The 23,061-nt window shown below is 70.2% G+C and carries 26 protein-coding genes; 10 read left to right on the top strand and 16 right to left on the bottom strand.

The annotated features are described in order from the left end of the window. Positions 1-133 precede the first annotated feature (133 nt). The 4 genes from AB0H93_RS36920 to AB0H93_RS36905 all read right to left on the bottom strand — a co-directional run bounded on the left by AB0H93_RS36920 (position 134) and on the right by AB0H93_RS36905 (position 1,801). Complete coding sequence (locus AB0H93_RS36920) at positions 134-754, bottom strand: DUF305 domain-containing protein (protein WP_358579782.1); 621 nt, start codon at positions 752-754, stop codon at positions 134-136. Positions 755-833: 79 nt separating this feature from the next. After that, the gene (locus tag AB0H93_RS36915; protein WP_358579780.1) at positions 834-1,193 is read right to left on the bottom strand and encodes a hypothetical protein; all 360 of its coding nucleotides are present in this window, start codon (positions 1,191-1,193) and stop codon (positions 834-836) included. A gap of 26 nt (positions 1,194-1,219) precedes the next feature. Continuing rightward, positions 1,220-1,501, bottom strand: coding sequence for a metal-sensitive transcriptional regulator (locus tag AB0H93_RS36910; protein WP_093259926.1), 282 nt, complete (start codon positions 1,499-1,501; stop codon positions 1,220-1,222). A 69-nt stretch (positions 1,502-1,570) separates the two neighbouring features. Continuing rightward, the gene (locus AB0H93_RS36905) at positions 1,571-1,801 is read right to left on the bottom strand and encodes a hypothetical protein (RefSeq protein WP_358579777.1); all 231 of its coding nucleotides are present in this window, start codon (positions 1,799-1,801) and stop codon (positions 1,571-1,573) included. A 190-nt stretch (positions 1,802-1,991) separates the two neighbouring features. On the opposite strand from AB0H93_RS36905, the gene AB0H93_RS36900 reads away from it, so the two are divergent. From AB0H93_RS36900 to AB0H93_RS36890, 3 genes are read left to right on the top strand one after another with little or no spacing between them, the layout of a single operon-like run. Continuing rightward, a complete protein-coding gene (locus AB0H93_RS36900) occupies positions 1,992-2,345 on the top strand; it encodes an SAV_915 family protein (protein ID WP_358579775.1) in 354 nt (117 codons plus the stop codon). Further along, positions 2,345-2,614: a hypothetical protein gene (locus AB0H93_RS36895; RefSeq protein ID WP_358579773.1), complete on the top strand. Its 270-nt coding sequence runs from the start codon at positions 2,345-2,347 to the stop codon at positions 2,612-2,614. Before AB0H93_RS36900 ends, AB0H93_RS36895 begins: the two co-directional genes overlap by 1 nt. 30 nt (positions 2,615-2,644) lie before the next feature. Next, a complete protein-coding gene (locus AB0H93_RS36890; protein ID WP_358579771.1) occupies positions 2,645-3,958 on the top strand; it encodes a hypothetical protein in 1,314 nt (437 codons plus the stop codon). Positions 3,959-4,019: 61 nt separating this feature from the next. On the opposite strand, the gene AB0H93_RS36885 is transcribed toward AB0H93_RS36890, so the two are convergent. After that, entirely contained in the window at positions 4,020-4,778 is a 759-nt protein-coding gene (locus tag AB0H93_RS36885) for a glucose 1-dehydrogenase (protein ID WP_358579769.1), read from the bottom strand. Between the two features lie 67 nt (positions 4,779-4,845). Beyond that, positions 4,846-5,421 carry a TetR/AcrR family transcriptional regulator gene (locus tag AB0H93_RS36880; RefSeq protein WP_358579766.1) on the bottom strand — a complete coding sequence of 192 codons (576 nt, stop codon included), beginning with the start codon at positions 5,419-5,421 and terminating at the stop codon, positions 4,846-4,848. Positions 5,422-5,555: 134 nt separating this feature from the next. On the opposite strand from AB0H93_RS36880, the gene AB0H93_RS36875 reads away from it, so the two are divergent. Continuing rightward, positions 5,556-6,479, top strand: a complete 924-nt coding sequence (locus tag AB0H93_RS36875; RefSeq protein ID WP_358579763.1) for an oxygenase MpaB family protein — start codon at positions 5,556-5,558, stop codon at positions 6,477-6,479. 92 nt (positions 6,480-6,571) lie between these two features. Further along, the gene (locus tag AB0H93_RS36870) at positions 6,572-7,594 is read left to right on the top strand and encodes a PQQ-dependent sugar dehydrogenase (RefSeq protein ID WP_358579761.1); all 1,023 of its coding nucleotides are present in this window, start codon (positions 6,572-6,574) and stop codon (positions 7,592-7,594) included. Positions 7,595-7,737: 143 nt separating this feature from the next. Here AB0H93_RS36870 and AB0H93_RS36865 read toward each other — a convergent pair whose 3' ends face one another. Both AB0H93_RS36865 and AB0H93_RS36860 read right to left on the bottom strand, forming a co-directional pair. Continuing rightward, entirely contained in the window at positions 7,738-8,208 is a 471-nt protein-coding gene (locus AB0H93_RS36865) for a hypothetical protein (protein ID WP_358579759.1), read from the bottom strand. Beyond that, complete coding sequence (locus AB0H93_RS36860) at positions 8,195-8,461, bottom strand: zinc finger protein (RefSeq protein ID WP_358579756.1); 267 nt, start codon at positions 8,459-8,461, stop codon at positions 8,195-8,197. The genes AB0H93_RS36865 and AB0H93_RS36860 overlap by 14 nt, the downstream gene beginning before the upstream one ends. A 56-nt stretch (positions 8,462-8,517) precedes the next feature. On the opposite strand from AB0H93_RS36860, the gene AB0H93_RS36855 reads away from it, so the two are divergent. Continuing rightward, entirely contained in the window at positions 8,518-9,717 is a 1,200-nt protein-coding gene (locus tag AB0H93_RS36855; protein WP_358579753.1) for a helix-turn-helix transcriptional regulator, read from the top strand. Between the two features lie 85 nt (positions 9,718-9,802). Here AB0H93_RS36855 and AB0H93_RS36850 read toward each other — a convergent pair whose 3' ends face one another. The 6 genes from AB0H93_RS36850 to AB0H93_RS36825 form a co-directional block, all read right to left on the bottom strand. After that, positions 9,803-10,546, bottom strand: a complete 744-nt coding sequence (locus tag AB0H93_RS36850; RefSeq protein WP_358579751.1) for a ThuA domain-containing protein — start codon at positions 10,544-10,546, stop codon at positions 9,803-9,805. Continuing rightward, the gene (locus tag AB0H93_RS36845; protein WP_358579748.1) at positions 10,543-11,628 is read right to left on the bottom strand and encodes a Gfo/Idh/MocA family oxidoreductase; all 1,086 of its coding nucleotides are present in this window, start codon (positions 11,626-11,628) and stop codon (positions 10,543-10,545) included. Before AB0H93_RS36845 ends, AB0H93_RS36850 begins: the two co-directional genes overlap by 4 nt. A gap of 28 nt (positions 11,629-11,656) precedes the next feature. Further along, a complete protein-coding gene (locus AB0H93_RS36840; RefSeq protein ID WP_093259903.1) occupies positions 11,657-12,550 on the bottom strand; it encodes a carbohydrate ABC transporter permease in 894 nt (297 codons plus the stop codon). Beyond that, a complete protein-coding gene (locus tag AB0H93_RS36835; protein WP_358579745.1) occupies positions 12,550-13,470 on the bottom strand; it encodes a sugar ABC transporter permease in 921 nt (306 codons plus the stop codon). Before AB0H93_RS36835 ends, AB0H93_RS36840 begins: the two co-directional genes overlap by 1 nt. A 7-nt stretch (positions 13,471-13,477) precedes the next feature. Then, positions 13,478-14,725 (bottom strand): ABC transporter substrate-binding protein, encoded by a 1,248-nt coding sequence (locus tag AB0H93_RS36830; protein WP_358579742.1) that lies wholly within the window; start codon positions 14,723-14,725, stop codon positions 13,478-13,480. A 131-nt stretch (positions 14,726-14,856) separates the two neighbouring features. Continuing rightward, positions 14,857-16,092 (bottom strand): ROK family protein, encoded by a 1,236-nt coding sequence (locus AB0H93_RS36825; RefSeq protein ID WP_358579740.1) that lies wholly within the window; start codon positions 16,090-16,092, stop codon positions 14,857-14,859. A gap of 160 nt (positions 16,093-16,252) precedes the next feature. Between AB0H93_RS36825 and AB0H93_RS36820 the strand changes: the two genes are divergently transcribed. Genes AB0H93_RS36820 through AB0H93_RS36810 form a run of 3 tightly spaced genes read left to right on the top strand, consistent with a single transcriptional unit; the run spans position 16,253 to position 19,105 of the window. Beyond that, complete coding sequence (locus tag AB0H93_RS36820) at positions 16,253-17,386, top strand: Gfo/Idh/MocA family oxidoreductase (protein WP_358579738.1); 1,134 nt, start codon at positions 16,253-16,255, stop codon at positions 17,384-17,386. Between the two features lie 2 nt (positions 17,387-17,388). Beyond that, a complete protein-coding gene (locus tag AB0H93_RS36815) occupies positions 17,389-18,309 on the top strand; it encodes a sugar phosphate isomerase/epimerase (RefSeq protein ID WP_358579735.1) in 921 nt (306 codons plus the stop codon). Between the two features lie 7 nt (positions 18,310-18,316). Then, positions 18,317-19,105: a sugar phosphate isomerase/epimerase gene (locus AB0H93_RS36810; protein ID WP_358579732.1), complete on the top strand. Its 789-nt coding sequence runs from the start codon at positions 18,317-18,319 to the stop codon at positions 19,103-19,105. Between the two features lie 45 nt (positions 19,106-19,150). On the opposite strand, the gene AB0H93_RS36805 is transcribed toward AB0H93_RS36810, so the two are convergent. Next, positions 19,151-20,299 (bottom strand): M20 family metallopeptidase, encoded by a 1,149-nt coding sequence (locus AB0H93_RS36805; protein ID WP_358579729.1) that lies wholly within the window; start codon positions 20,297-20,299, stop codon positions 19,151-19,153. A 29-nt stretch (positions 20,300-20,328) separates the two neighbouring features. After that, complete coding sequence (locus AB0H93_RS36800; protein WP_358579786.1) at positions 20,329-21,831, bottom strand: AbgT family transporter; 1,503 nt, start codon at positions 21,829-21,831, stop codon at positions 20,329-20,331. 158 nt (positions 21,832-21,989) lie between these two features. Here AB0H93_RS36800 and AB0H93_RS36795 point away from each other — a divergent pair, with 158 nt between their 5' ends. Then, positions 21,990-23,009, top strand: coding sequence for an Lrp/AsnC family transcriptional regulator (locus tag AB0H93_RS36795; RefSeq protein WP_358579726.1), 1,020 nt, complete (start codon positions 21,990-21,992; stop codon positions 23,007-23,009). Positions 23,010-23,061 lie beyond the last annotated feature (52 nt).

Raw genomic sequence — 23,061 nt, 5'->3', positions numbered from 1 at the left:
CGCTCCTCCCGCGGCGAGGCGGGGCGCGGCGGGCGGCGCGCCCGGAGGGGGGCTGAACTGACCGCCGCCGCCCCCGCGGCCGGGCGCGGCCCCCCCCCCCCCGGGGGGCCCCCCCCCCCCTCGCTGCGGGTGGTCAGCCCTGGGGGAGCAGGCCGCGCATGGTGTCGATCTCGGCTTGCTGGGTGTCGATGATCTGCTGCGCCATCTGCTTGGCGGCCGGGAACCGGCCGCTGTCGAGCTCGGTGCGCGCCATGGTGACCGCGCCCTCGTGGTGCTTGATCATCAGCGTCAGGAACTGCCGGTCGAACTCGGCGCCGCGGGCCTGTTCGAGCTGCTGCATCTCGGTGTCCGACATCATGCCGCCCATGTCGCCGTGACCCATGGCGCCGTGGTCCATGCCGGGCATGGACGCCGGGGCGCCCCAGTCGCGCAGCCAGCCGGTGAGCGTCTGGATCTCCGGGCCCTGCGCGGCCTCGATCTGCCGGGCGAGGTTCTTGACCTCCTCGGACTGCGCCCGCTCCGGCACCAGCCGGGACATCTCGATCGCCTGCTCGTGGTGCGGGATCATGCCCTGCGCGAACGTGACGTCGGCCGCGTTGTTCGCCGCCTGCTGGTCGGCCCCGGGCTGGGTGGCGCTGGTCGGCGCCCCGTGGCCGGGCATGTTGTTCATGTCGTCACCGCCGCCGCAGCCGGCCAGGACGGCCGCCGCCGCGACCGCGCCGATGGCAGCGGTGAGCACGCGCGTGCGCTTCATGGTGTTGTCCTCGTCTTTCGTGAGCTGAAAAGGGCATGCGGAAGCGGGCCACGTGGATCCGTGGCCGCTCAGCTGCCGATCAGCGCCGAAGCACGCACAACACCGCTAACCGCCGGGGCACCGGGGTGGGCGGCCGGAAGCGGGTGAACGCCGTGATCGCGAGCGGCTTCGGGTTCTCGGCCGAGGCGCTCGCGATGCGGCGCAGGAGGGGGAGCAGGAGCGCGATGAACCCGGCGGCGATCGCCAGGCACAGGTGCAGCAGGCCGTGGTCCGGCGCTGCGGGCGGTTCGCTGTGCTCGGTGGGCATCGCAGAATGCATGGCTACCGCGGCCGACGGGTGTGGCTGGTCGTGCTGCGCGGGCACGTGGTGCATCAGCACCACGCCGAGCGCGAGGACTACCAGGAGTCCCCACCGCACCAGCCTCGAACGCGCCTGCACGACACCAACCATACCCGGGCTGGGTTTCAGGACCTGACGAGCCGGGCGATCGCGTCGCTGGCCTCGCGGATCTTCTCGTCGGCCTGCCCGCCGCCGTCGGCCACCGCCTCGGCGACGCAGTGCTGGAGGTGTTCGTCCAGCAGCCCCAGGGCCACCGCTTGCAGGGCCTTGGTGGTCGCCGAGACCTGGGTCAGCACGTCGATGCAGTACTCGTCGTTGTCGATCATCCGGGCCAGGCCGCGCACCTGGCCCTCGATGCGGCGCAGTCGCTTGGCGTAGTCGTCCTTGTTCTGGGTGTAGCCGTGCATCGCGACCTCCTCGGGGTCCTCGGCGACACCTCCGTTATACCCCCAGGGGGTAGTGTCGGCAAGGTGGCCTCAGAGGAAGCCGTCCGTCCGCACCGGCTCCTTGGCGGACTCCGGGTCGCGGCGCTCGGTGCGCCGCAGCCACAGCACCCCGCCGAGCTGCACCAGCGTGGCGGCGCCGGTCATCACGGCGGCGATGACGGCGAACGACGGCCACTCGTAGATGAAGCCGAGCACCACGGCGGCGACGAAGAAAAGCGCCGTGCGCACCAGCAGCACGCTGAGCCGACTCTTGTTGATCACTCCGGGGCACCTTCCTGCAGACATCCGCCACCGCGAGTGTAGGTGGCCATCGCGAATGCGAAGTCTCCGCGCGGCGCGGGAACCGCCGGGGAACCGGAACCGTCCTTGCCTTGCGACCGAGATGCGTGGGGAATTCGGTCGGTTCCACTTCTCCAGGTGTGATTTCGCATGTCGTGAACAGGAGATCGTCATGTCGTTCAGTCGCACGGACAGCAACCGGCCGCAGGTCGCGCCGCCGGTGCTCGGGCCGGAGTACAGCGGCCAGGAATCAGGGGACGGGCCCGAGCGGCTCCACGTCCCGGTGCAGCGGGTCGCGGCCGACCGCTCCGAGGCGGGAGTGGCGCTGCGCCGACTCCCCGACGGCCGGCTCGCGCTGCTGGTCTACTCCTCGGCCGAGCTGCTCGCCGAATGCTGCGGCGAGCACCAGTCGTGGATCGCCATCCGGACCGGGGATCTGCACGAGGTCCGGCACCGGTGTGCCGCGGACCTCGTCATCTGGGACGCGCCGCTGCCCGCCGAGCTCCGGGAACGGGGGGCGGCCTGATGAGCGGATTCACCGCAGACCCGGGCACGTTGGGCTCGGTCGCGAACGTGCTGCGGGCCAGCGCGGACGCCCTGGACGCCGCAGGCGCGGCGCCTCCGGTCCCGCAGGCCGGGGACTGCAGCGAAGCGGTGTGCGCGGCGATGGCGCTGCTGTGCCAGTCCGCCCTCGGGGCCGTGCGCGGGCTCGTCGCCGCGGGGGAGCAGGTCGCGCACAGCGGCGTCGAGTACGTGGGGATCGATCAGGGGCAGTTCGTCGACGAGCGGCCCTGACCGGCCGGAACGGAAGGGAGGCCGGCGACGATGCCGATCGACACGCACGTGAAGGGTGATCCCGGCAGCGTCCGGGCGAGCGCGCAGTGGCTCCGCGCGATGGCCGCGGCCGCGCACAACTCGGGGACCGACATCCGCAAGGCCGGCGGGCAGTCGGAGGCGGGCTGGACGGGCCCGGCCGCCGACGCGTTCCGCGGCCTGATGGCGCAGGCCGGTCCCCAGGTGGACGGCTTGTCGGGGAATTTCGAAGGCGCCGCACAGGCGATGGAGGCGCACGCGGCGGACCTGGACACCGTTCGAGCGCGGATGGGCCAGGCGCGCGGGGTGGCGGTGGCGGCGGGCCTGGCGGTGACCGAGACCACCATCTGCGAGCCGCCCGGCCCGCCGCCGTCGGCGCCCGCACCGCTGCCGAAGGGGCGATGTCCCAGCACGGCGGAACGGCAGGTGTTCGACGCGGGCAACCAGGCGCTGGCCGATTTCGCGGGCAAGTGCGCGGCGTACGAGGAATGCGCGCACACCGCCGCCGAGGCGCGGCAGACCGAGAACGACTCGCAGGCGACGTTGCTCGACGAGCTGAAGAAGAAGGCCCAGAGCTGGATGACCTGGACGGACTTCGCCTCCGGCGCGTACGCGACATGGCTCGCCGGGAGCAGGTTCCGGATCCAGGAGGCGCTGGAACGCCTCGGCCCCGCGGCGGATTCGGCCGAGATGCGGGCTGCGCTGGTCGCTGCGAACCCGGTGGCCGCGCAGGCGGCCCGGACTTCGGCGCTGCTGGCCAAGCTCGACACCGCGCTGGCGAATGTGCTCGAAAAGCGGCGAATGCACGAGCTCTTCGGTGGTGGCCTGGCCAAGGACCAGGGCAGGTTCGCGGTGGCCTTGCGCGACGCCCGGTTCATCCTGACCACGACCGTCGGGGATCTCGCCACGCCGACGAGCGCGCTCAACTTCGCGCCCAAGGTCGTGAAGTCCGTGCCACTGCTGGGATTGGCGGTGACCACGGTGTTCACCGGGTTGGACATCGCCCAGGATCCGACGAACCCGGGGCACGTGACCACCAGCGTGGTGGCCGGCGGCGGCAGCCTGCTCGCCGCGACGGCGGTGGCGATGGCGTTTCCGCCGACCTGGGTGGTGACGCCGATCGTGCTGGGCGGGGTCACGGCGTTCGTGGTCGACGCCGGGATCAAGTGGGCCGCTCCGTACGTCGGCGACGCCGCGGATCACGCCAAGGACGCCGCCGGCGACCTGTGGAACGGCGCCAAGGACCTGGCGGGCGACGCCGTGGACGGCGCCAAGGACAAGGCCAAGGACGCCTGGAACGGGGCCAAGGGCGTGTTCGGCCTGTGAGCTGCCCGTGAGTACTTTGTGTTGCTATGGCAGCACAAAGTACTCACGGGCCCGTGCTGGGTTAGGCGCTGGCGCCGCCGTCGAGGACGAGGTCGTGTCCCACCGTGAAGCCGGATTCGGGGGCGGCCAGCCAGAGCACCGCCGCGGCCGCTTCCTCCAGCGTGCCGACCCGGCCGATGGGTTGCGTCGTCTTCGCGCGCTCCGTTCGCTCCGCCTCGGTTTCGCCAGGCAGCAGGGACATGGTGGTTTCGATCGGCCCGGGGCTGATGGCGTTGATCCGGATGCCCTCTCCGATGTACTCCAGGGCTGCCGTGCGGGTCAGCGCGCTCACCGCCGCCTTGGTCGCCGCGTACGCGCCCGTTCCCGGGCGTCGCCGGTGCGCGCCGATGTTGGAGGAGGTGTTGACGATGGTTCCGCCGCCGTGCTCGCGCATGTGGGCGATCTCGTGCTTCATCGACAGCCAGACCCCGGTGACGTTGATGGCCATCAGCCTGTCCCAGTCCTGCTCGTCGAAGTCGGCGACCGGACCGGTGGCGAGGACGCCGGCGTTGTTGAACGCCACGTGCAGGCCGCCGTGGCGTTCGACCGCCGTCGCGACGAGGCGCGCGACGTCGTCGGAGTCCGACACGTCGGCGGTGACCGGGCTGCCCTGGCCGCCCGACGCCTCGATGAGCTCGACCGTCTCGGCCAGCGGCTCCGGGTTCCGCCCGGCGACCACGACGGTGGCGCCTTCGCGCGCGAAGGCCAGGGCCGCGGCCCGGCCGATTCCGGAGCCGCCGCCGGTGACGAGGGCGACCTTGCCGGTGAAGCGGGATGTCATGGTGTCCTTCTTTTCGGATCGATCGGTCTTGAATCCGGGCGCGCGAAACCGCTCCGCGTCCGGAGGTTCAGCGAAGCGAGGCCAGTGCCTGCTCGGCGGCGTCGCGCAGGCGCCCGGGGTCGGGGTCGGTCCGGCCGAGCACCCGGATTCCCTGCAGCACGACCAGGATGAGCCGCGCCGCCGCGCGGGGATCGCAGCTCTCGGGGACTTCGCCCTGCGCGCGGGCCCGGGTCAGCGCCGAGGTCAGGGAGGTTTCCAGCACGTCCCAGCTCGAATGGACGCCGCGCGCCACCTGCCGGTCGTGCGGCGCCAGCTCGACCGCCGCGTTGACCACCATGCAGCCGCGCCGGTCGGCGAGCGTCTCGGCGATGTAGGAGTCCATCAGCTCGCGCAGCGCGGGCAGTGCCGGGCCCGGCTGCGACAGTCGTTCCACGACCTTGGGGTCCCGCAACTGGAGGTACCGGTCGAGGGCCTTCAGGTAGAGCTCGTGCTTCCCGCCGTAGGTGGCGTAGATGCTCGCCCGGGCGATCCCCAGGTGTGCGACGAGATCCGCCATGGAGGTGGCCTCGTACCCGCGCTCCCAGAACAGCTCCAGTGCGCGTTGGAGCGCCGCGTCCGGATCGAATTCCTTGGTCCTCGCCACGGCCGGAACGCTACCTGGTTCGAGAACGATCGGTCAAATATGGCCTGCCGCCTCGGGCCCGGAAGGGGCGATTGACGGCCTGCGGGGGCCGCCATATTTTGAATACAGGTGTCCTCAGTTTCGAAGGGAGCACCATGTCCGAGCCGACCCCGCTGGGGCCCGATTCCCTGATGTGGCGCTACTTCGGCGACTGGCGCGGGCTGCTGCTGGCGCTGTGGGCCGGGTCGATGCAGAACATGCACCCGCAGCTCGGCGCGGGCGTAGAGGAGCACTCGCGGTTCTTCGACGAGCGCTGGGAACGGCTCTACCGGTCGCTGTACCCGATCGGCGGCGTGCTCTACGACGGCCCCCGCGCCCGCGAAACGGCCCGGCAGGTGCGCGGCTACCACGACACGATCAAGGGCGTCGACAAGCACGGCCGGCCCTACCACGCGCTGAACCCCGACACCTACTTCTGGGCGCACTCGACGTTCCTGGTGATGCCGATCCTGATCAACGAGCACTTCGGCAAGCCCCTCACCGAGGCGCAGAAGGAGCAGGTCTACGCCGAAGGCGTCCAGTGGTACCGGCTCTACGGCATGAGCATGCGCCCGGTGCCGCCGGATTGGGCGAGCTTCCGGCGCTATTGGGACCACATGTGCCGAAACGTGTTGGAGGACAACAAGGCCACCCGCGACGTGCTCGACATCGCGCGCATCGGCAAGCCGCCCACCATGAAGTGGCTGCCGGATCCGCTGTGGAGGCTCGCCCGGATCCCGATCAGCCGCGGCTTCGTCTGGCTCACCGTCGGCGTCTACGACCCCGCCATCCGCGAAAAGCTCGGCTACCGCTGGACTTCCCGCGACGCACGGCTGCTGCGCGTGCTCGGCCGCGCGCTGGGCCTCGCCTGGAGGCTGGTCCCGTTCGACCTCCGCTACCACCCGCGCGCCCGCGCCGGATGGCGGCGCGAGCGCGGCGAGATCCCGGCCGATGCCCCGCTTGTCGAAACGCCGCCCCGCAACCTCCCGCCGCCCGACCGGCGCGACGACCCGAAGCACTACTCGCCGGCGATTGGTTGATACCTCCTCACGGCGGTGTTGCGCGTGGTCGCGGTTTGCTTGGATCGCTGTTGGTGATCCGCCGCCTCACCCCGACAGAAGGAGGCCGCGCGATGATCCGTCGTGCCAGTGCGCTAATCGCCTGCGCCGCAGCGGTGGCGCTGGTGTTCCCGCCGACCGCCTCGGCGGCCGAGGCCACCCCGGTCGCCACCGGGCTCGACATCCCCTGGGGCCTGGCGTTCCTGCCCGACGACTCGGCGCTGTTCACCCAGCGCGACACCGGCCAGATCATGTCCTTGAAGGACGGACAGGTCGCCGAGGTGCAGCGCATCGAGGACTCCCAGCCGACCGACGGCGAGGGCGGCCTGATGGGCATCGCCGCGTCGCCGGACTTCGCCTCGGACCAGACGGTCTTCGTCTTCTACAGCACCAGCGAGGACAACCGGATCGCCAAGCTGCGCCTCGGCGAGGCACCGCAGCCGATCCTGACCGGCATCAAGAAGAACCGGTTCCACAACGGCGGTCGGCTGGCCTTCGGCCCGGACGGGATGCTCTACGCCACCACCGGCGACGCCCAGGACCCGGACAACGCGCAGGACGTGAACTCGCTCAACGGCAAGATCCTGCGCATGACGACCGACGGGAAGCCCGCGCCGGACAACCCGTTCGGCGACTCGGTGGTCTACTCGATGGGCCACCGCAACCCGCAGGGCCTCGCCTGGGATTCGGCCGGGCGGCTGTTCTCGGCGGAGTTGGGCCAGAGCACCTGGGACGAGGTCAACCGCATCGAGGGTGGCAAGAACTACGGCTGGCCGGTGTGCGAGGGAACTTGCGGCAACGACGAGTACGTGGACCCGCTGGTCACCTGGAAGACGTCGGAGGCATCGCCCAGCGGCCTGGCCATCCACCAGGGCAACGTCTACGTCGCGGCGCTGCGCGGCCAGCGCCTGTGGCAGATCCCGCTCGCCGACGACGGCACCCTGGGCGAGCCGAAGGCGCTGTTCCAGGGCGAGTACGGCCGCCTGCGCACGCCCGTCGCGGCGCCGGACGGCACCCTCTGGGTGACCACGTCCAACCAGGACAACAACGGCGAGCCCGGCCCGGACGACGACCAGATCCTCAGCGTCACCCCGTGATAACGAGACGAGGAGCCTGACCTCGGCAAGGTTCATGAGCAGCAGGTTGGTGTCGGTGGGGGCACGGGCCTTGGCGGGGAGTCGGCCAAGGTGCCCCCACCGCGTCTGGAGCTGCTGCAAGCCGAGCAGGATTCGGCTTGGCGTCAGCGCGCCCTGATTGTTGGTGGGTACGACGGTTCCGACGTCGGCAGCAATCGCTCGACGTCGTCGGCACGGCGTGGCAGTGGCGGATCGGTGGGCGGCGTCGGGCGAATGGTGACCGGTCGCTGGAGATCAAGAGCCAGGAAGCACAGCGGATCAGGTTTCAGCACCGCGATCGGTGCATGAACATCGCCCGGAGTCGGCAGCGTCAGCACCGCACGCAGCGTCCACGCGGCGGGAGCGTGGTACTGCCACGACACCAGCACAGGAGCGAACACATCAGCTCCCGGCATCGTCGGCGTCCGGTAGGCCGTCGCATCGTCCTCTCCGCGCAGGATCACAACATCCGCGCAGGTGGGCCACAAGTGCGCATGGACGACCACCTCGGGGTCATCCCTCGGGCCGAACGCGTAGAACACTCCACCACGACGGCGCAGCTCGCGCAGCAGCTCATCAACTTCAGCGCGGTTCATCGGCCGCTCCCGGCATTGGAATCCCCGCGAGCTCGTGCGCCTCGATGTTGCAGCGAGGGCAGGTAACCCACAGCCACGCCTCGACCGATTCGTCGGAGAGAACCTGCGTGCCGCACAACGTGCTGATCCGCGTGCCCACCGGCCGGCCTCGATCGGGGCGCTCGTCAGCGGTCGCGTGCCGCGCGCCGTCACCCGGTTGCCAGCTGAACCGATGCGATCGGGACATCAACAATGGGATCACCTCCTGTGACATCATCGACACTATGAGTTACTAGTGATCTGGAGGGACAAGGAAGGGGCAATGCCGGTATGAACGCGGATGCGGGAGCGGGGGCCAGGATCGGTCGGCTCCGCAAGCTGGCCGGGTGGACCCAGGCGCAGCTGGCGGGGCGCATCTTCGTCTCGACCAGCTTGGTCAAGAAGGTCGAACAAGGAAGGACGTCGCCGAGCCCGGCCTTCGTCGCCGCTTGTGCATCGGTGTTCGGCGTAGAGGTCCGCGAACTCTACGGCGTGCAGGTCGCCGACAACATTTCCGGGTTCCACGGCGAAGCTTCGGGGATTTCCGAACTGCGGGAAGCACTCCAGTGCTTCAACGACCCGCAACCAGCGGAACCGGCCCTGAACCCGGAGAGCATCCGGAAGCAACTCGATCGAGCCGAGTCCTTTCGCAGGGCTCAGAAGTACGCCGAACTGGCGATGGTTCTCCCGCAGGTGCTTCACCATCTCTTCGTGCACGTCGCCGGGACATCACCGACGACGTGGCAGGGTGAGCGGAACCGCGCACTGCTGCACGACGCGTATCGGCTCGCCGCGACCGTTGGAGGGCGATTCGGTCATCCGGACATCGCCGCAACCGCCTCCGAGCGACATGTGGTGCTCGCGCCCGCGACCGGTGACCCGCTTCGGAGCGCCGTGTCCGACTGGCACCGGTCGACGCACTTCCTGCAGAACGGCCATTACGCGGCTGGACTGCGGTTGCTCGATCGCGCCCTGCGACACGTCGAGGATCAACGGCCCGACGCCGCAGCTCATGGCGTCGCGGCACAACTGCATCTCCGCGCAGCGGTCATGGCGGCGCGCAACGGTGACGGCGAACGCGCCGACGACCACATCCGGGAAGCACGAACAAGAGTCTCCCTGGGCGCGGTGACGGCCCCGTACTACAACACCGATGCCAGCGAGCTCAATGTCGTGATCCACTGGTGCGCGGTTCCAGTGGAGCGCAACGACGGTACCGAGGCCGTGACCCGCGCCAGTCGCGTAGCAGTCGCGGACGCGACACGCCCGGAACGCGTGGGGCATCACCACATCGACCAAGCACGTGCGTGGATGCTGCACGGCGACCGGGAAAAAGCGCTCGGAGAACTCAACATGGCGCGCCGGGTCTCACCCCACCACACCCGCATGCACCCGTCCGTGCGCGAGACCGTTCGTGCGCTCGCGACCGCCGACCGACGCGCCACGACTTCCCTCGCCGGATTTGCGCGCTGGGCCGGGATCCAGGTCTGAGCCAATGCCAAGTGAGGGGTTCGGAAGCAAGGTAGAAGGCACCTTTCACCAAATACGTTGGTGAAAGGTGCCTTTCGTGCTCGATCTACTCCGCGAGGTACCAGTTGCGGGGTGGGTTGGAGACGCTGGGTGCCGTGCGCGGGATTCCGGGCTGGGCCGCCCAGCGGATGCCGTTGGCCAGGACGCGCCGGATCTCCGGCTGGTTGTACACCGGGTAGCGCTCGTCGCCGGGGCTGAAGTAGAAGATCCGGCCGCGGCCCCGGTTGAACGTCACGCCGGAGCGGAACACCTCGCCGCCGGTGAAGGAGCTGATGAAGATCAGCTCGTCCGGCGCCGGGATGTCGAAGAACTCGCCGTAGGTCTCCTGCTCGGGGATCACCAGCGGGTTCGGCACGCCTTCGGCGATCGGGTGCGTCGGGTCGACCGTCCACACCACCTCGCGTTCGGCGGCGTTGCGCCAGCTCAGCGAGCAGGTGGTGCCGAGCAACCGGGTGAAGATCTTGGAGAAGTGCCCGGAGTGCAGCACCAGCAGGCCCATCCCGCCGAGCACGTGCCGCTGCACCCGGTCGACCACCTCGTCGTCGACCTGCCCGTGCGCCTTGTGGCCCCACCACAGCAGCACGTCGGTGTCGGCCAGCACCTGCTCGGGCAGCCCGTGCTCCGGGTCGCTGAGCAGTGCGGTGCGCACCGTCGCGTCCGGCAGCTGCTCGCCGATTCCGGCGGCGATGGCGCCGTGGATGCCGCCGGGGTAGTACTCGGCCATCCCGGCGGGGTCCTTTGTGGACTCATGGACGCCTTCGTTCCAGACGGTGATGCGAAGCGGGCTCATTCGACCGTGATCTCCTTCTTCTCGGCGGCGGACTGGTAGCAGGCGTCGATCACCCGGGCACGCCTCAGAGCGGTGGAACCGTCGTTGGCGGCCCACTCTTCCGGGTTCCGCAGCACGCGGACGAAGTTCTCCACGACCCCGGCGTGCGCGCAGCCCGGCTCGGCGGGCGGGGTGTAGTCCGCGATCTCGCCGTCGACGTCCCGGTACACGCGCAGGTCGCCGACCTTGGCCTTGGTCGCGCCGACGGCCCGCAGCTCGGCGCCGCCGTCGGTGCCCAGGACGCTGAAGTCGATCAGGTCGAGCGGGTCCCGGAACGCCGCCCACGAGGTCTCCAGCACGAGCGTGCCGCCGCCCTCCAGACGGAGGAACGCCGCCGCGAAGTCCTCGACCTCGAACTTCGAGGCGGCCTCGCTCTTGGCGCTCCATTTCATCTCGCCGATGTCGCGGTGCCCGAGCTCGGCGTAGGTGACGGCGCTGACCGAGGTGACGCGCGGCTCGCCGAGCAGGAAGAGCGAGTAGTCGAGCACGTGCACGCCGATGTCGGCCAGCGGGCCGCCGCCGGACATCTCCTGGTTGGTGAACCAGCTGCCCAGCTTCGGGATGCCGCGCCGCCGCATCCAGGACGCCTTCGCGTAGTACGGGCGGCCCAGGTCGCCGCGGTGGATGATCTCGCCGAGGGCCTGGATGTCGCCGCGCAGCCGGTGGTTGAACACGATGTCCAGCACGCGACCGGCCGAGCGCGCGGCGTCCACCATCTGCTGGCCCTCGACGCCGTTGCGCGCCAGCGGTTTCTCGCTGAGCACGTGCAGGCCGCGCTTCAGCGCGGCGATGGCGATCGGCGCGTGCAGGAAGGTCGGGACGGCGATGCTGACCGCGTCCAGACCCGGCAGCTCGATGAGCTTCTCCCAGCTCTCGAACAGGTGCTCCGCGCCGTACTGCTCGCCGAGCGAGGCGAGCAGGTCCGCCTCCTGCCCGGCGATCGCCACGATCTCGACGTCCGGGAGCGCCTGGTAGGCGGCGAGCGCCTGCTGGCCGGCCCAGCCGATGCCGATGACTCCGACCCGAAGCGTGGGGTCACTCATGAACGGGACTCCTTCGTGAGAGGTGGATTCAGCCCTTGATGGCACCGGCGGTCAGGCCGGCGACGATGCGCTTCTGGAAGATCAGCACCACGACCAGCAACGGGATGGTGACCAGAACCGAGGCCGCGCTGATGGTGCCGATCGGTTGCTCGAACTCGTTGGTGCCGGCGAAGAACGCGATGGCGACCGGGACGGTCCGCGCCGCCGGGGTGGAGGTGAGCGTGACGGCGAGCAGGAACTCGTTCCACACCGAGATGAACACCAGGATCGCCGTGGTGGCCAGGCCCGGCACCGCCAGCGGGAGGATGATCTTGCGGAACGCCTGGAACGGCGTGGCCCCGTCGATCAGCGCCGATTCCTCCAGCTCGAACGGGATTTCGCGGAAGAACGAGGTGAGCACGAAGATCGCCATCGGCAGCGCGAAGGTGAGCTTCGGGATGATCAGCCCGGCCAGCGTGTCGTAGAGGCCGATGTCGCTCCAGATCTTGAACATCGGCGCGGCGATCGCGATGACCGGGAACGTGGTGACGGACAGGACGAGGCCCAGGATCAGGCCCTTGCGCGGCAGCTTCAGCCGCGCCAGCGCGTACGCGGCGAACGATGCGAACAGCAGCGCCAGCGCCGTGGTGACGACGCCGACCAGCACCGAATTCCCCAGCGCGGTCAGGAAGTTGCCGTTGTGGATGACGTCGAGGTAGTTCTGCAGCGACGGATCGGTGGGGTAGAGGCTGCCCGAGGACAGGTCGGCGCCGCTCTTCAGCGACGTGTTGATCAGCCAGTAGAACGGCACCAGCGAGCCCAGCATGACCAGCGCGACGAACACCATCGTCACCGGCCGCAACCGGTTCCGGTCCGCCCGCCCGCGCTGCCGGGGCGCGGGCCGCGGTGGGGCGGGTTTCGGGGTTTCGAGGACCATCGCCATCAGTTCTCCCTGGAGACGTCGCGGATGTTGCCCCCGGCGAAGCGGATGTACACCAGTGACACCACCATCACGGTGCAGAAGGTCAGGATGGACAGCGCCGAGCCCTGCCCGATCAGCCTGCCCTCGCGGAGTTCCTGGTAGGCGAGCATGGACATCGTCTGCGTCCCGTTGGCGCCCTTGGTGAGCACGAACGGCAGATCGAAGATCCGCAGCGCGTCCAGCAGCCGGAAGATCGCGGCGAGTGCGATCGCCGGGCGCAGCAGCGGCAGCGTGACGTGCCAGAACGTCTGCCACCGGCCGGCGCCGTCGAGGTCGGCGGCCTCGTAGACGTCGGCGGGGATGACCTGCAGGCCCGCCAGCACGAGCAGCGCCACGAACGGCGCGGTCTTCCAGACGTCGGCGACGATGATCACCGCCATGGCGTAGCCCGGCTCGGCCAGCCACACCATGTCGCCGCCGGGCAGCCCCAGCCCGCGCAGGATCCCGGTCACCAGGCCGAGGTTCGACTCGAACATGGCCTGCCAGGTGATGGCGCTGACCACGGTGAGCACGGCGTAGGGGATGAGCAGCGTGGAGCGGAGCAGGCCCCGGCCGCGGAAGGCCATGTTGAGCAGCAGCGCCATCGCGACCCCGAGCACCACCTCCAGGCCCACCGAGACGATCGCGAACAGGAACGTCTGCCCGAAGGCGTGCCACCAGGCCGGGGAGACCAGCGCCTCCAGGTAGTTGCCCAGGCCGACGAACTTCGACAGGCCGGCCTGCCGCACGCTGTAGACGTTCAGCGACAGCCAGATCGCGTAGCCGATCGGGACCGCCGCCACCAGGAACATGACGACCAGCGCGGGCGCGACCATCAGCACGGCGGTGCGCCGCTGCTGGTGGTCGACGCGCTGCTTCTTCGGCTTCGTCAGGGTGGTCATGACGCCTCTAGAAGGTTTCCTGCGCGGTCTTGATGTCCGCGGCCATCTTCTGCACCGCGGTCTCCACGTCGACCTGTCCGGCCAGCACCGGGTAGACGTTGCTGTTGATGGCCTTCGAGATCTGCGCGTACACCGGCGACTTCGGTCGCGGCTTGGCGCTGATCACGGACTGCTTCAGCTGCGTGATGAACGGGAGCGCGGCCTGCACGTCGGGGTCGTCGTAGGTGCTCGCCACGACGGGCGCCTGGGCGTGCTTGAGGGCCATCGTCTTCTGGAACTCCGGGCTGGTGGCGTGGTCGATGAACGCCACGGCCCCGCCGACGTTGTCGGAGGCGGCGGCGATGGCCCAGTTCCAGCCGCCCAGCACGGCCGACGGCTTGCTGTTCTCGTCGAACGCGGGCAGCGGTGCGACGGCGGTGGCCGGCCCGGAGGCGGTCTGCTGGATCAGCTTGTACGCGCTGGGCCACTGGCGGAGGTGGCCGGCGGCGCCGGATTCGTAGGCGCGCCGCGAGGCGTCCTCGTCGTAGGTCAGCGAGGCGCGGTCGACGGCGCCGGATTTCACACCGTCGGCCATCAGGTTCAGCACCGCGCGGGTCTGCGGCGAGTCGATGGTGATGGTGCCGTTCTCGTCGAGCACGGAACCGCCCGCGGAGTACAGCATTTCGAGGAAGTTCACCGTGAGGCCCTCGTACTGCTTGGCCTGGATCTCGACCTTGTTCTGCGGGTCCTGCTTCGCCTGCTCGTACACCTGCTTCCAGCTGGTCGGCGGCGGCACCCGGTCGTTGCGGTAGAACACCAGGCCCGCGTTGGTGTAGAACGGCGTGGCCCAGTAGCGGTCCGCGTAGCGCGAGGTTTCCAATGTGGACGGGATGAAGCCGTCCTTGCGCTGCTCGACCAGCTTGGTCTGGTCCTGCACCCAGCCCTGCGCGGCCCACTCGCTGACCCAGGTGACGTCCATCAGGTAGACGTCGCACTCGGACGAGCCGCCTTCGAGGCGCTGGATGGCCTGCGCCCGCGCGGCGTCGGTGTCCTGGCCGAGCTCGACGTAGCGGGCGGTGACGCCGGTTCCCCCGGCGTTGAAGGAGTCCGTCAGCGTCTTGAACACCCCGGTGTCCCGGATGCCGCAGGCGGTCACCTCGCCCCCGGCGCCCTGCGCGGCGGCCGGTTCGACGACCTTCGCGTCGGGTGCCTGCTCGGCGGTCGGGCCGCCGGGCGATCCGCCCGCGCAGCCCGCGAGCGCGAGCGCGGTGGTCACGGCGATTGCTTGGGACGCGGCGCTTCTCAGCCTCATCGATGATCATCTCCGCTTCGCGGTTCGGGACATCGGGATCGCGCGTCGGCGTCCCGGTTCCGGGGCAGAACTGCGGCGTGAGACGGCTCAAATAGTTAGCCGCGCGGATGCGGCGTGTCAAGCATCAGCCGGTGGATCCCGTCCGGTGACAGTACGTCCTCGATCGCGGCCACCACCGCGCCCGCCAGCCCGGCGGAGCGGCCTAAAGCGCTGTTGACCAGCGACAGGTTCCGGGTGGCCAGCGGCAGCGCGCGCCGGTAGACGACGCCGCGGATGCCGGCGAGCATGTCGTCGCCGGCGGCGGTGATGAGTCCACCGAGGACGATCCGCTTCGGGTTGTAGAAGTGCACCAGCATCGCCACCACCTCGCCGATCGTCGCGGCCGCGGAGCGGACCTGGCGCACGGCCGTCGCATCGCCGTCGCGCAACAGCCGCGCGAGGTCCTCGGTGCTCTGCGGGCCGTCTTCCTCGGTGCGCAGCGCCCGGATCACCGCTTCGGCCGACGCGACGGCCTCCACGCAGCCGACGTTGCCGCACTGGCAGACCACGTCGTCCGCGCCGGGCACCCGGATGTGCCCGATGTCGCCCGCTGCGCCGTCGGAGCCCCGGTGCAGCTCCCCGCCGGCGGACACGATGCCGCCGCCGATGCCGGTGCCGATCTTCAGGAACAGCAGGGGAGATTCCTCCGGGGGGAGCGCGCGGGCCTCGCCGAGGGCCATCAGGTTCACGTCGTTGTCCACCGACGCCGTGCAGGCGAACCGCTCGGCCATCGCGTCGCCGACCGGGAAGCCGTCCCAGCCGGGCATGATCGGCGGTCGCACCGGCATGCCCAGCCGCGGATCGACCGGCCCCGGCAGGCCCATCACCAGCGCCTTCACCTCGTCCCGCGCGACCTCGCAGTCGCCCAGCAGGTCGTGCAGGTGCTTGGTGAGCACGTCCAGCGAATGCTCCGGGCCATTGGCGATGTCCAGCGCCACCTGCCGCTCGGCGAGCACGTCCTGACCCAGATCGGCGACCGCCAGCCGGGTGCTGTGCACGCCGACGTCGGCGGCCAGCACGACGCCGGCGCGCGGCGCGATCGCCAGCCGGTGCGCGGGCCGGCCGCGCCCGCCGCTGCCCACCGGGCCGCGTTCGACGACCACGCCGGCCGCGATCAACGCGTCGAGGTGGCTGTTGACCGTGGACCGCGCGAGCCCGGTGGCGCGCACCAGTTCGACCCGCGTTTCCGCCGCTCCCGACGCGATCAGCCGGGCCAGCCCGCTGTGCACCAGGTTGCCGTCGGCCCGCCCGGACGTCCTCGGCACCGCCAACCGGACCGGTTCCCACCCCATCGTCGCTGCTCCCGTCGTGCCATGCGTTCGATTAATGACCGAAAAGAAAATAAATCACAGATCTTGCCGACTTAAAATGGGCGATCTAGTTTTGACCGCGACGAAATTCGGGCGTGAGACACCCGTAGTTGTCAACAGTTCCAACCGAAGGAGGCTCCTCGTGAGCCCTGCACCTTCCGGGCGAGGCGTGGCGATCCTGGGCGCCGGGATGATCGGCGACGTGCACCGCCGCGCGGCGATCCTCGCGGGCGCCGAGGTGGTCGGCGTCCTGGCGTCGTCCCCGCAGCGCTCGAAGCAGGTGGCGGCGGCCTGGGGCGTGGCCGCGTACCAGGACCTCGCCGAGGTGCTGGCCGACGACCGCGTCGACGTGGTCCACGTCTGCACGCCGAACGCCACGCACGCGCCGTTCGCGGAAGCCGCCCTGCGCGCCGGAAAGCACGTGATCTGCGAGAAGCCGCTGGGCATTTCGACGGCGGAGGCCGAGCGGATGACCGCCGCCGCGGCGGCGGCGAGCGGCCTGGTGGCGTCGGTTCCGTTCGTCTACCGCTACCACCCGGTGGTGCGGGAGATCCGCGCCCGGCGGCAGGCCGGCGAGTTCGGCGTCTGGAACCTGCTGCACGGCAGCTACCTGCAGGACTGGATGCTCTCGCCGGACGCGTCGAGCTGGCGGGTCGATCCGGAACTCGGCGGGCCGTCGCGGGCGTTCGCCGACATCGGGTCGCACTGGTGCGACCTGGTCCAGTGGGTTTCCGGCGAGACGTTCACGGACGTGCTCGCAGAACTGTCCATTGTGGTCCCGACCCGTCCGGCGGCGGCCGGGCCGACCTTCGCCGGGCCCACCGAGGTCGCCGGCGACCGGGTCGAGGTCCGCACCGAGGATTCGGCCGCACTGCTGCTGCGCACCGCCGCCGGCGTGCTCGGCTCGGCGACGATCTCGCAGGTCGCCGCGGGTCGGAAGAACCGGCTGTGGTTCGAGCTGGACGGCGCGCTGGGCAGCGCGGTGTTCGACCAGGAGGAGCCCGAGCGGATCTGGCTCGGCGGCGCGGACGGCAACCGCATCCTGGTCCGCGACCCCGAGCACGGTTCGCCCGAGCAGCGCCGGTTGTCGAAACTGCCCGCCGGGCACGCGCAGGGGTACGCGCAGTGCTTCGAAGCGTTCGTCGCGGACACCTACGCCGCGATCGACGGCGGCAGCCCGGAGGGGCTGCCCACGTTCGAGGACGGCCTGCGATCGGCCCGGCTGGTCGACGCCGTCCTCCGCTCCGCCCGCAACGGTTCCTGGACGAAGGTGTGATCATGCAGCTCGGAATGCTCACCGCGTGTCTTCCGCAGTGGACGCTGGACCGGATCGCCGGCTGGGCCGCGCAGGCCGGGTACGAGGCGCTGGAAGTCGCCGTCTGGCCGGGCACCGGCGGCCGCGACTTCGAGGCCGCGCACCTGCCGGTGGCCGACTTCGGCCCGCGCGAGGTCGACGAGACCCTCGCGCTGTTCGACAAGCACGGCCTGGCGCTGTCGGCGTTCGCCTACTACGAGAACAACCTCCACCCCGACCCGGCGCGGCGCGAGGAGATCCGCACGCACCTCAAGCACGCGATCGACGCGGCGCAGGCGCTCGGCGTGCCCTACGTCGGCACGTTCGTGGGCCGCGACTGGACGAAGCCGGTGGCCGACAACCTCGCCGAAGCGGAACGGGTGCTGCCGGAACTCGTCGAGTACGCGGGCGAGCGGGACGTGAAGATCATCGTCGAGAACTGCGTGATGGAGGGCTGGCACCCGGACGGCTATCCCGGGAACCTGGCGTACTCGCCGGAGCTGTGGGAGTGGATGTTCGGCCTCGGCCTGTACCTGAACTGGGATCCGTCGCACCTGACGTGGATCGGCATCGACCCGGTCGAGACCATCGCGCCCTACATCGACCGCATCGTGCACGCCCAGGCCAAGGACGTGGAGCTGGACCCGGGGGCGCGGCAGCGCTACGGCTTCTTCGGCAAGGTGGACAAGGGCGGCAACCCCTGGGACATGGGCTGGTGGCGCTACCGGGTGCCGGGCCTGGGCCAGGTCGACTGGACGCGCGTCGTGGACCGGCTCTACGAGCACGGCTTCACGGGCACGCTGTCGGTGGAGCACGAGGACCCGGTGTGGGGCGGCGACGACGAGCGCATCACCCAGGGCCTGAACATCGCGCACCGGACCCTGCGCCCGCTGATCGTCGGCTGAGCCGGAGATGGCCTTGCTTTCCGTGCAGCTCTACAGCGTCCGCGAACAACTGGCGACCGACCGGCACGCGACCCTGGCGCGGCTGGCCGAGATCGGCTTCCGCTACGTCGAGCCGTTCGGCCTCGGCTCCCCGGAGAAGCCGCCGGCCGATCGCCTGGCCGAAGCCCGCGCCCTGCGCGCCGGCCTCGACGCGGCGGGCCTGGCGGTGTCGGCGGTGCACGCCGGGCTGCCCGGCGACGTGGCGGAGCTGGTGGAGGAGTGCGCGATCCTGGGCGCCGACACGGCGTTCGTCCCGCATCCGCGCCTGGTCCCGGGCTTCGGCGAGGAGACCTTCGCCGACCCGGCCCGGGTCGACGCCCTCGCCGGAACCCTGGGCTCGGCGGCAGAATCGGTCGCGGCCGATCTGCGCCTGGGCTACCACAACCACTGGTTCGAATGGGCCGAACTCCCGGACGGCACCACGGGCTTCGACCGCTTCTGGTCCCGCGCGGGCGACGACCTGCTCGCGGAACTCGACGTCTACTGGGCGGTCGCGGCGGGTGCCGATCCGGCGTCGGTCCTGGCGTCCCTGGGCTCCCGGGCCGTCGCGGTCCACCTCAAGGACGGCCCAGCCCTGCCCGGAGCGCCCCAGACGACGATCGGCACCGGAAAGGTCGACATCGCCGCGGCGCTCCGCGGCGCATCGGGAATCCGTTGGCACGTGGCCGAAATCGACTCCACCGAACTGGATCCGTTCGAGCTCCTCGCCACCAACGCCAACATCCTGGTGAACGAGGGCCATTCCCGCTGGGCCTAGTAGCGGCCGGTGCGGGCTTGGCACCAGCGCCAAGCCCGCACCGGCTCACTCGGCGATTCGGCTCAGCAGTCCGGCGACGAGTGCGACTCGGTCCGGGATGTCGTCGACGATCACGTGCTCGTGCAGGGCGTGCGCGCCGTCGCCGCTGGCACCGAGCCCGTCGAGCACCGGAAGGCCAAGTGCGGAAACGAAGTTCGCGTCGCTGCCGCCTCCGACGCTGATCGGTTCGAGCGGCGCGCGCACGGACGCGGCGACCTCGTCGGCGAGGCCGAACAGCCGCCTGCTCGCCGGGGTGAGCCGCATGGGCGGGCGGCTCCACTTCCCGTCGACCTCCACCCGCACCCGCGGGTCGCCGGCGCGGAGCCCGGCGAAGACCGCGTCGATCCGGTCGGCCTCGGCCTGGTCGCTGATCCGGATGTCAACGAGGCAGCCGGCCCTGCCCGCGATGACGTTGCGGGCGGTGCCGCCGCTCATCGTGCCGACGTTGATCGTGGTGCCGCGCTCGTGGTCGGCTTCGCCGGCGAGCCGGTAGATGATCTCGGCGAGCGCGTGGACCGCGCTGGCGCCGTCGGTGGCGTTGTTCCCGGAGTGGGCCTCCACGCCGTGCGCGGTGACGGTGAAGATCCCGACGCCCTTGCGCTCCGCCTTGACGTCCCAGCCGACGCCCGGTTCCAGCACCAGCGTCGCCAAGCAGTCCGGCGCCGCGCGTTCGATGTGGGGGCGGGACATCGGGCTGCCGAGTTCTTCGTCGCCGTTGAACATGAACCGGACGGTCGGGCACGGCAGGTCGAACGCGCGCAGCGCCAGCAGCGCCCAGACTCCGGTGACGAGGCCGGTTTTCATGTCGTAGATGCCCGGCCCGGTCGCCGTCCCGTCCTCCCGCACGGCGAACGGCCACCCGTCCACGGTTCCCGCGGGCCAGACGGTGTCGTAGTGGCCGATCATGAGCACGGGCGCTTCGGTGGAGCCGGCGTAGGTCACCTCCAGCAGGTCACCGTGCGCGGCGTGTTCGTGCCGCGTGAGCCGGGACGGTGCGCCGAGCCGGTCCCGCAGCCACGTCGTGATCGAGTCGGCTGTCTTGTCCAGCAACGCTTTCTCGCTGCTCGGCGACTCGTGGTGCACCAGCATCGACACATCGCCGAGCAGCTCGTCCAGCCGGTCTCGGCACCACGTGGACAAGGGCTTCGCGGACAATTCGTGCGCCTTCCTGCATCGGGGGTGGTTCATCGGACGGGAACGCCGGGGCCGAGCGGGATGCCGAGCGCGTACCAGGCCAGGAACATCAGGACCCAGACGCACAGGTTGACGAGCGCCAGCGGCAGCACGAGCGACATCAGGGTGCCGATCCCGGCGGACGGGCGGTAGCGGCGGATGAATCCGAGCGCGATGACGAAGTACGGGCTCATCGGCGTGAGGCTGTTGGTCGGCGCGTCGGCGACGCGGAACAGGGCCTGGGTGGTCTCCGGGTGGATGTCCAGCAGCATCAGCATCGGCACCAGCACCGGGGCGACCAGCGCCCACATCGCCGAACCGCTGGTGAGCAGCAGGTTCAGCGCGCTGATCAGCAGCACCGCGCTCACGAAGATCACCACGGGCGGCGCGTCGATCGAGTCCAGCACGCCGGCGCCGGAGATCGCGATGACCTGGCCGATGTTGGTCCACTTGAAGTACGCGAGGAACTGCGAGACCGCGAAGAACAGCACCAGCACCGGGACCAGTTCGCGCAGCCCCTGGCCCATCAGTTCCGGGAAGTCCTTGGCCGAGCTGATGGTCTTCACCGTCAGGCCGTAGACGGTGCCGATGACCATGAAGAACAGCATCATGATCACCGCGACGTTCTCCATCAGCGGGGAGTCCACGATGGAGCCGCCATCGCCGCGCAGCGGCGAGCCGCTCGGCAGCACGGCGAGCACCACCGCGGCGAGGAAGAGCGCCGCGGCGATCAGCGCCCGCCGCACCCCGGTGCGCTCGGCGGCGGACAGGGACATGTCGGGCAGCTCGTCGACATCGGTCAGCTCCGGCTCGACGGCGTTCATCGCGGCGACCCGGCGGGCGACGACGAGCTCGGTCACCACGGTGATCGAGACCGCCAGCAGCAGCGAGGACGCCGCCGAGAAGTAGTAGTTGGACACCGGGGTGACCAGGTAGCCCGGGTCGATGGTGTGCGCGGCCGACGTGGTGAGTCCGGCGAAGACCGCGTCCGACGCCTCGATCACCGGGCTGATGCTGCTGGCGCCGCCGACGGCGACGTAGGCCACGACCGCGCCGATGATCGGGCTGCGGCCCACGGCCCGGAACACGATCATGCCGAGCGGGATCATCACCACGAACGCGGCATCCGACGCCAGGTGGGCGAACATCGAGGTCAGCGCGACGGAGAAGGTGACCAGCCCGGCGGGCACCCTGGCCAGCGCGGCCCGCATCATCGCCGCCAGCAGCCCGGTCTTGTCCGCGATGGCCACGCCGAGCATGACCACCACGATCATCCCGAGCGGCGGGAAGTTCACGAAGTTCTTGATCAGGTCGCCGAGCATCATCTGGACCCCGGCGCCGGAGACGAGGCTCTTGACCCCGACCTCCTTGCCGTCCACCGGGGAGATCGCGGAGACGCCGAGCGCGGCCAGCAGCCAGCTCGCCAGCACCACCACCGCGCTCAGGATCACGAAGAGCCAGAAGGGATGCGGCAGCTTGTTCCCGACCCGGTCCACCACGTTGAGCACGCGCATCACCAACGACGTCACCGAACGTCGTCGAGTCGTCACCTCGCTCAAGGACCCCTCCACTTACGTCAGACGGTGATTTGATCCAGCATCCAATATTTATATGCAGGCTTGTGTCAAGTAAGCTACGAAAGCGGGATAACCGTTCAACTTGAGGTGAGGTTTTGCAAACACTGGATGACGCGGACCTCGATCTGGTGGCCGCGCTGCAGCTCACGCCCCGGGCGCCGCTGAACGCCGTTGCGGAGATCCTGGGCACCTCGGCGAGCACGGTCGGCCGGCGAATCCAGCGGCTGCAGGAGAGCCGGCTCCTGCGCTTCATCTCGACCGTGCACTGGTCGCTGATCCTCACCGCCAACCCCTACGTGGTGTGGATCAAGTGCGAGCCCGGCATGACCTCCGGTGTCGCGGCAGCGATCCAGGAGGTGCCGGAGGCCCAGTCCGTCATGATCATCAGTGGTGACGCGGATATCTACTGCACCATCTACCCGCTGGCGGGAACGGACCTGCGCCGCCTGCTGACCCACACCTTGCCCGCCATCCCGGGCATCGCGTCCATCGAGTCGCACCTCGTGCTGCGCACGGCGCGCCAGGCCGTGGCGTGGCACCTGAACCGGCTCACCGGCGAGCAAACCGCTGCGCTGCGAGAGCACGCCGACGCCGACCCCAGCTCCCCACCGGAGAGCGTCGGGCCGCTCAACGAAGCCGAGTTCAACACGCTGCGCCTGCTCGTCGACGACGGCCGGATCTCCGCGGCACAAGCCGCCCGCGAACTCGACGTCAGCCGCTCGACCGCGTACCGGCTGATCCAATCGGTGCTGGAAGCGGGCGCCGCCCGCCCCCGGGTGGAGATCGAACCAGCCGTCCTCGGCTTCCCGCTCACGGCGCTGATCACCCTCGATGTCCAGCCACAGCACATCCCCGCGGTGCTGGCAGCGCTGGGCGCGCACCCGTCCGGCCGCTTCACGGTGATGACTGCCGGACCGGCATCGATCACCCACCACGCGGTGTTCCGCGACGAAGACCACCTGTCCCGGTTCGTCACCGAAGACATCGGTGCGCTTCCCGGTATCAACGGTCTGAACATGTCGACGGCGCTCGCGGTCCTGCGCCGCCAGTGGATCGACCGCGACAACGACGTGCTCCTCGGAGACCGAGTGCACGACGTCCTGTCACGCCCCTGACCTGCGGGCTTCGTTGTGGATGTCGGGGCCTGGCGTCCCGGCCGTGGCGCCA

The organism is Saccharopolyspora sp. NPDC050642 (genome assembly GCF_040654735.1).
GTDB lineage: Bacteria > Actinomycetota > Actinomycetes > Mycobacteriales > Pseudonocardiaceae > Saccharopolyspora > Saccharopolyspora elongata.
The sequence above is the reverse complement of the archived record's forward strand: the minus strand, read 5'-3'. Positions and strand labels throughout refer to the sequence as shown.

Bases quoted from the DNA above. Each gene is read 5' to 3' on its own strand.
- AB0H93_RS36895 (WP_358579773.1), top strand. From the start codon at position 2,345: ATGAGCGGATTCACCGCAGACCCGGGCACGTTGGGCTCGGTCGCGAAC.
- AB0H93_RS36865 (WP_358579759.1), bottom strand. From the start codon at position 8,208: ATGAACCGCGCTGAAGTTGATGAGCTGCTGCGCGAGCTGCGCCGTCGT.
- AB0H93_RS36845 (WP_358579748.1), bottom strand. From the start codon at position 11,628: ATGAGTGACCCCACGCTTCGGGTCGGAGTCATCGGCATCGGCTGGGCC.
- AB0H93_RS36825 (WP_358579740.1), bottom strand. From the start codon at position 16,092: ATGGGGTGGGAACCGGTCCGGTTGGCGGTGCCGAGGACGTCCGGGCGG.
- AB0H93_RS36840 (WP_093259903.1), bottom strand. From the start codon at position 12,550: ATGGCGATGGTCCTCGAAACCCCGAAACCCGCCCCACCGCGGCCCGCG.
- AB0H93_RS36850 (WP_358579751.1), bottom strand. From the start codon at position 10,546: ATGAGCCCGCTTCGCATCACCGTCTGGAACGAAGGCGTCCATGAGTCC.
- AB0H93_RS36920 (WP_358579782.1), bottom strand. From the start codon at position 754: ATGAAGCGCACGCGCGTGCTCACCGCTGCCATCGGCGCGGTCGCGGCG.
- AB0H93_RS36910 (WP_093259926.1), bottom strand. From the start codon at position 1,501: ATGCACGGCTACACCCAGAACAAGGACGACTACGCCAAGCGACTGCGC.
- AB0H93_RS36875 (WP_358579763.1), top strand. From the start codon at position 5,556: ATGTCCGAGCCGACCCCGCTGGGGCCCGATTCCCTGATGTGGCGCTAC.
- AB0H93_RS36835 (WP_358579745.1), bottom strand. From the start codon at position 13,470: ATGACCACCCTGACGAAGCCGAAGAAGCAGCGCGTCGACCACCAGCAG.
- AB0H93_RS36810 (WP_358579732.1), top strand. From the start codon at position 18,317: ATGGCCTTGCTTTCCGTGCAGCTCTACAGCGTCCGCGAACAACTGGCG.
- AB0H93_RS36900 (WP_358579775.1), top strand. From the start codon at position 1,992: ATGTCGTTCAGTCGCACGGACAGCAACCGGCCGCAGGTCGCGCCGCCG.
- AB0H93_RS36800 (WP_358579786.1), bottom strand. From the start codon at position 21,831: ATGCGCGTGCTCAACGTGGTGGACCGGGTCGGGAACAAGCTGCCGCAT.
- AB0H93_RS36890 (WP_358579771.1), top strand. From the start codon at position 2,645: ATGCCGATCGACACGCACGTGAAGGGTGATCCCGGCAGCGTCCGGGCG.
- AB0H93_RS36855 (WP_358579753.1), top strand. From the start codon at position 8,518: ATGAACGCGGATGCGGGAGCGGGGGCCAGGATCGGTCGGCTCCGCAAG.
- AB0H93_RS36870 (WP_358579761.1), top strand. From the start codon at position 6,572: ATGATCCGTCGTGCCAGTGCGCTAATCGCCTGCGCCGCAGCGGTGGCG.
- AB0H93_RS36860 (WP_358579756.1), bottom strand. From the start codon at position 8,461: ATGTCACAGGAGGTGATCCCATTGTTGATGTCCCGATCGCATCGGTTC.
- AB0H93_RS36885 (WP_358579769.1), bottom strand. From the start codon at position 4,778: ATGACATCCCGCTTCACCGGCAAGGTCGCCCTCGTCACCGGCGGCGGC.
- AB0H93_RS36815 (WP_358579735.1), top strand. From the start codon at position 17,389: ATGCAGCTCGGAATGCTCACCGCGTGTCTTCCGCAGTGGACGCTGGAC.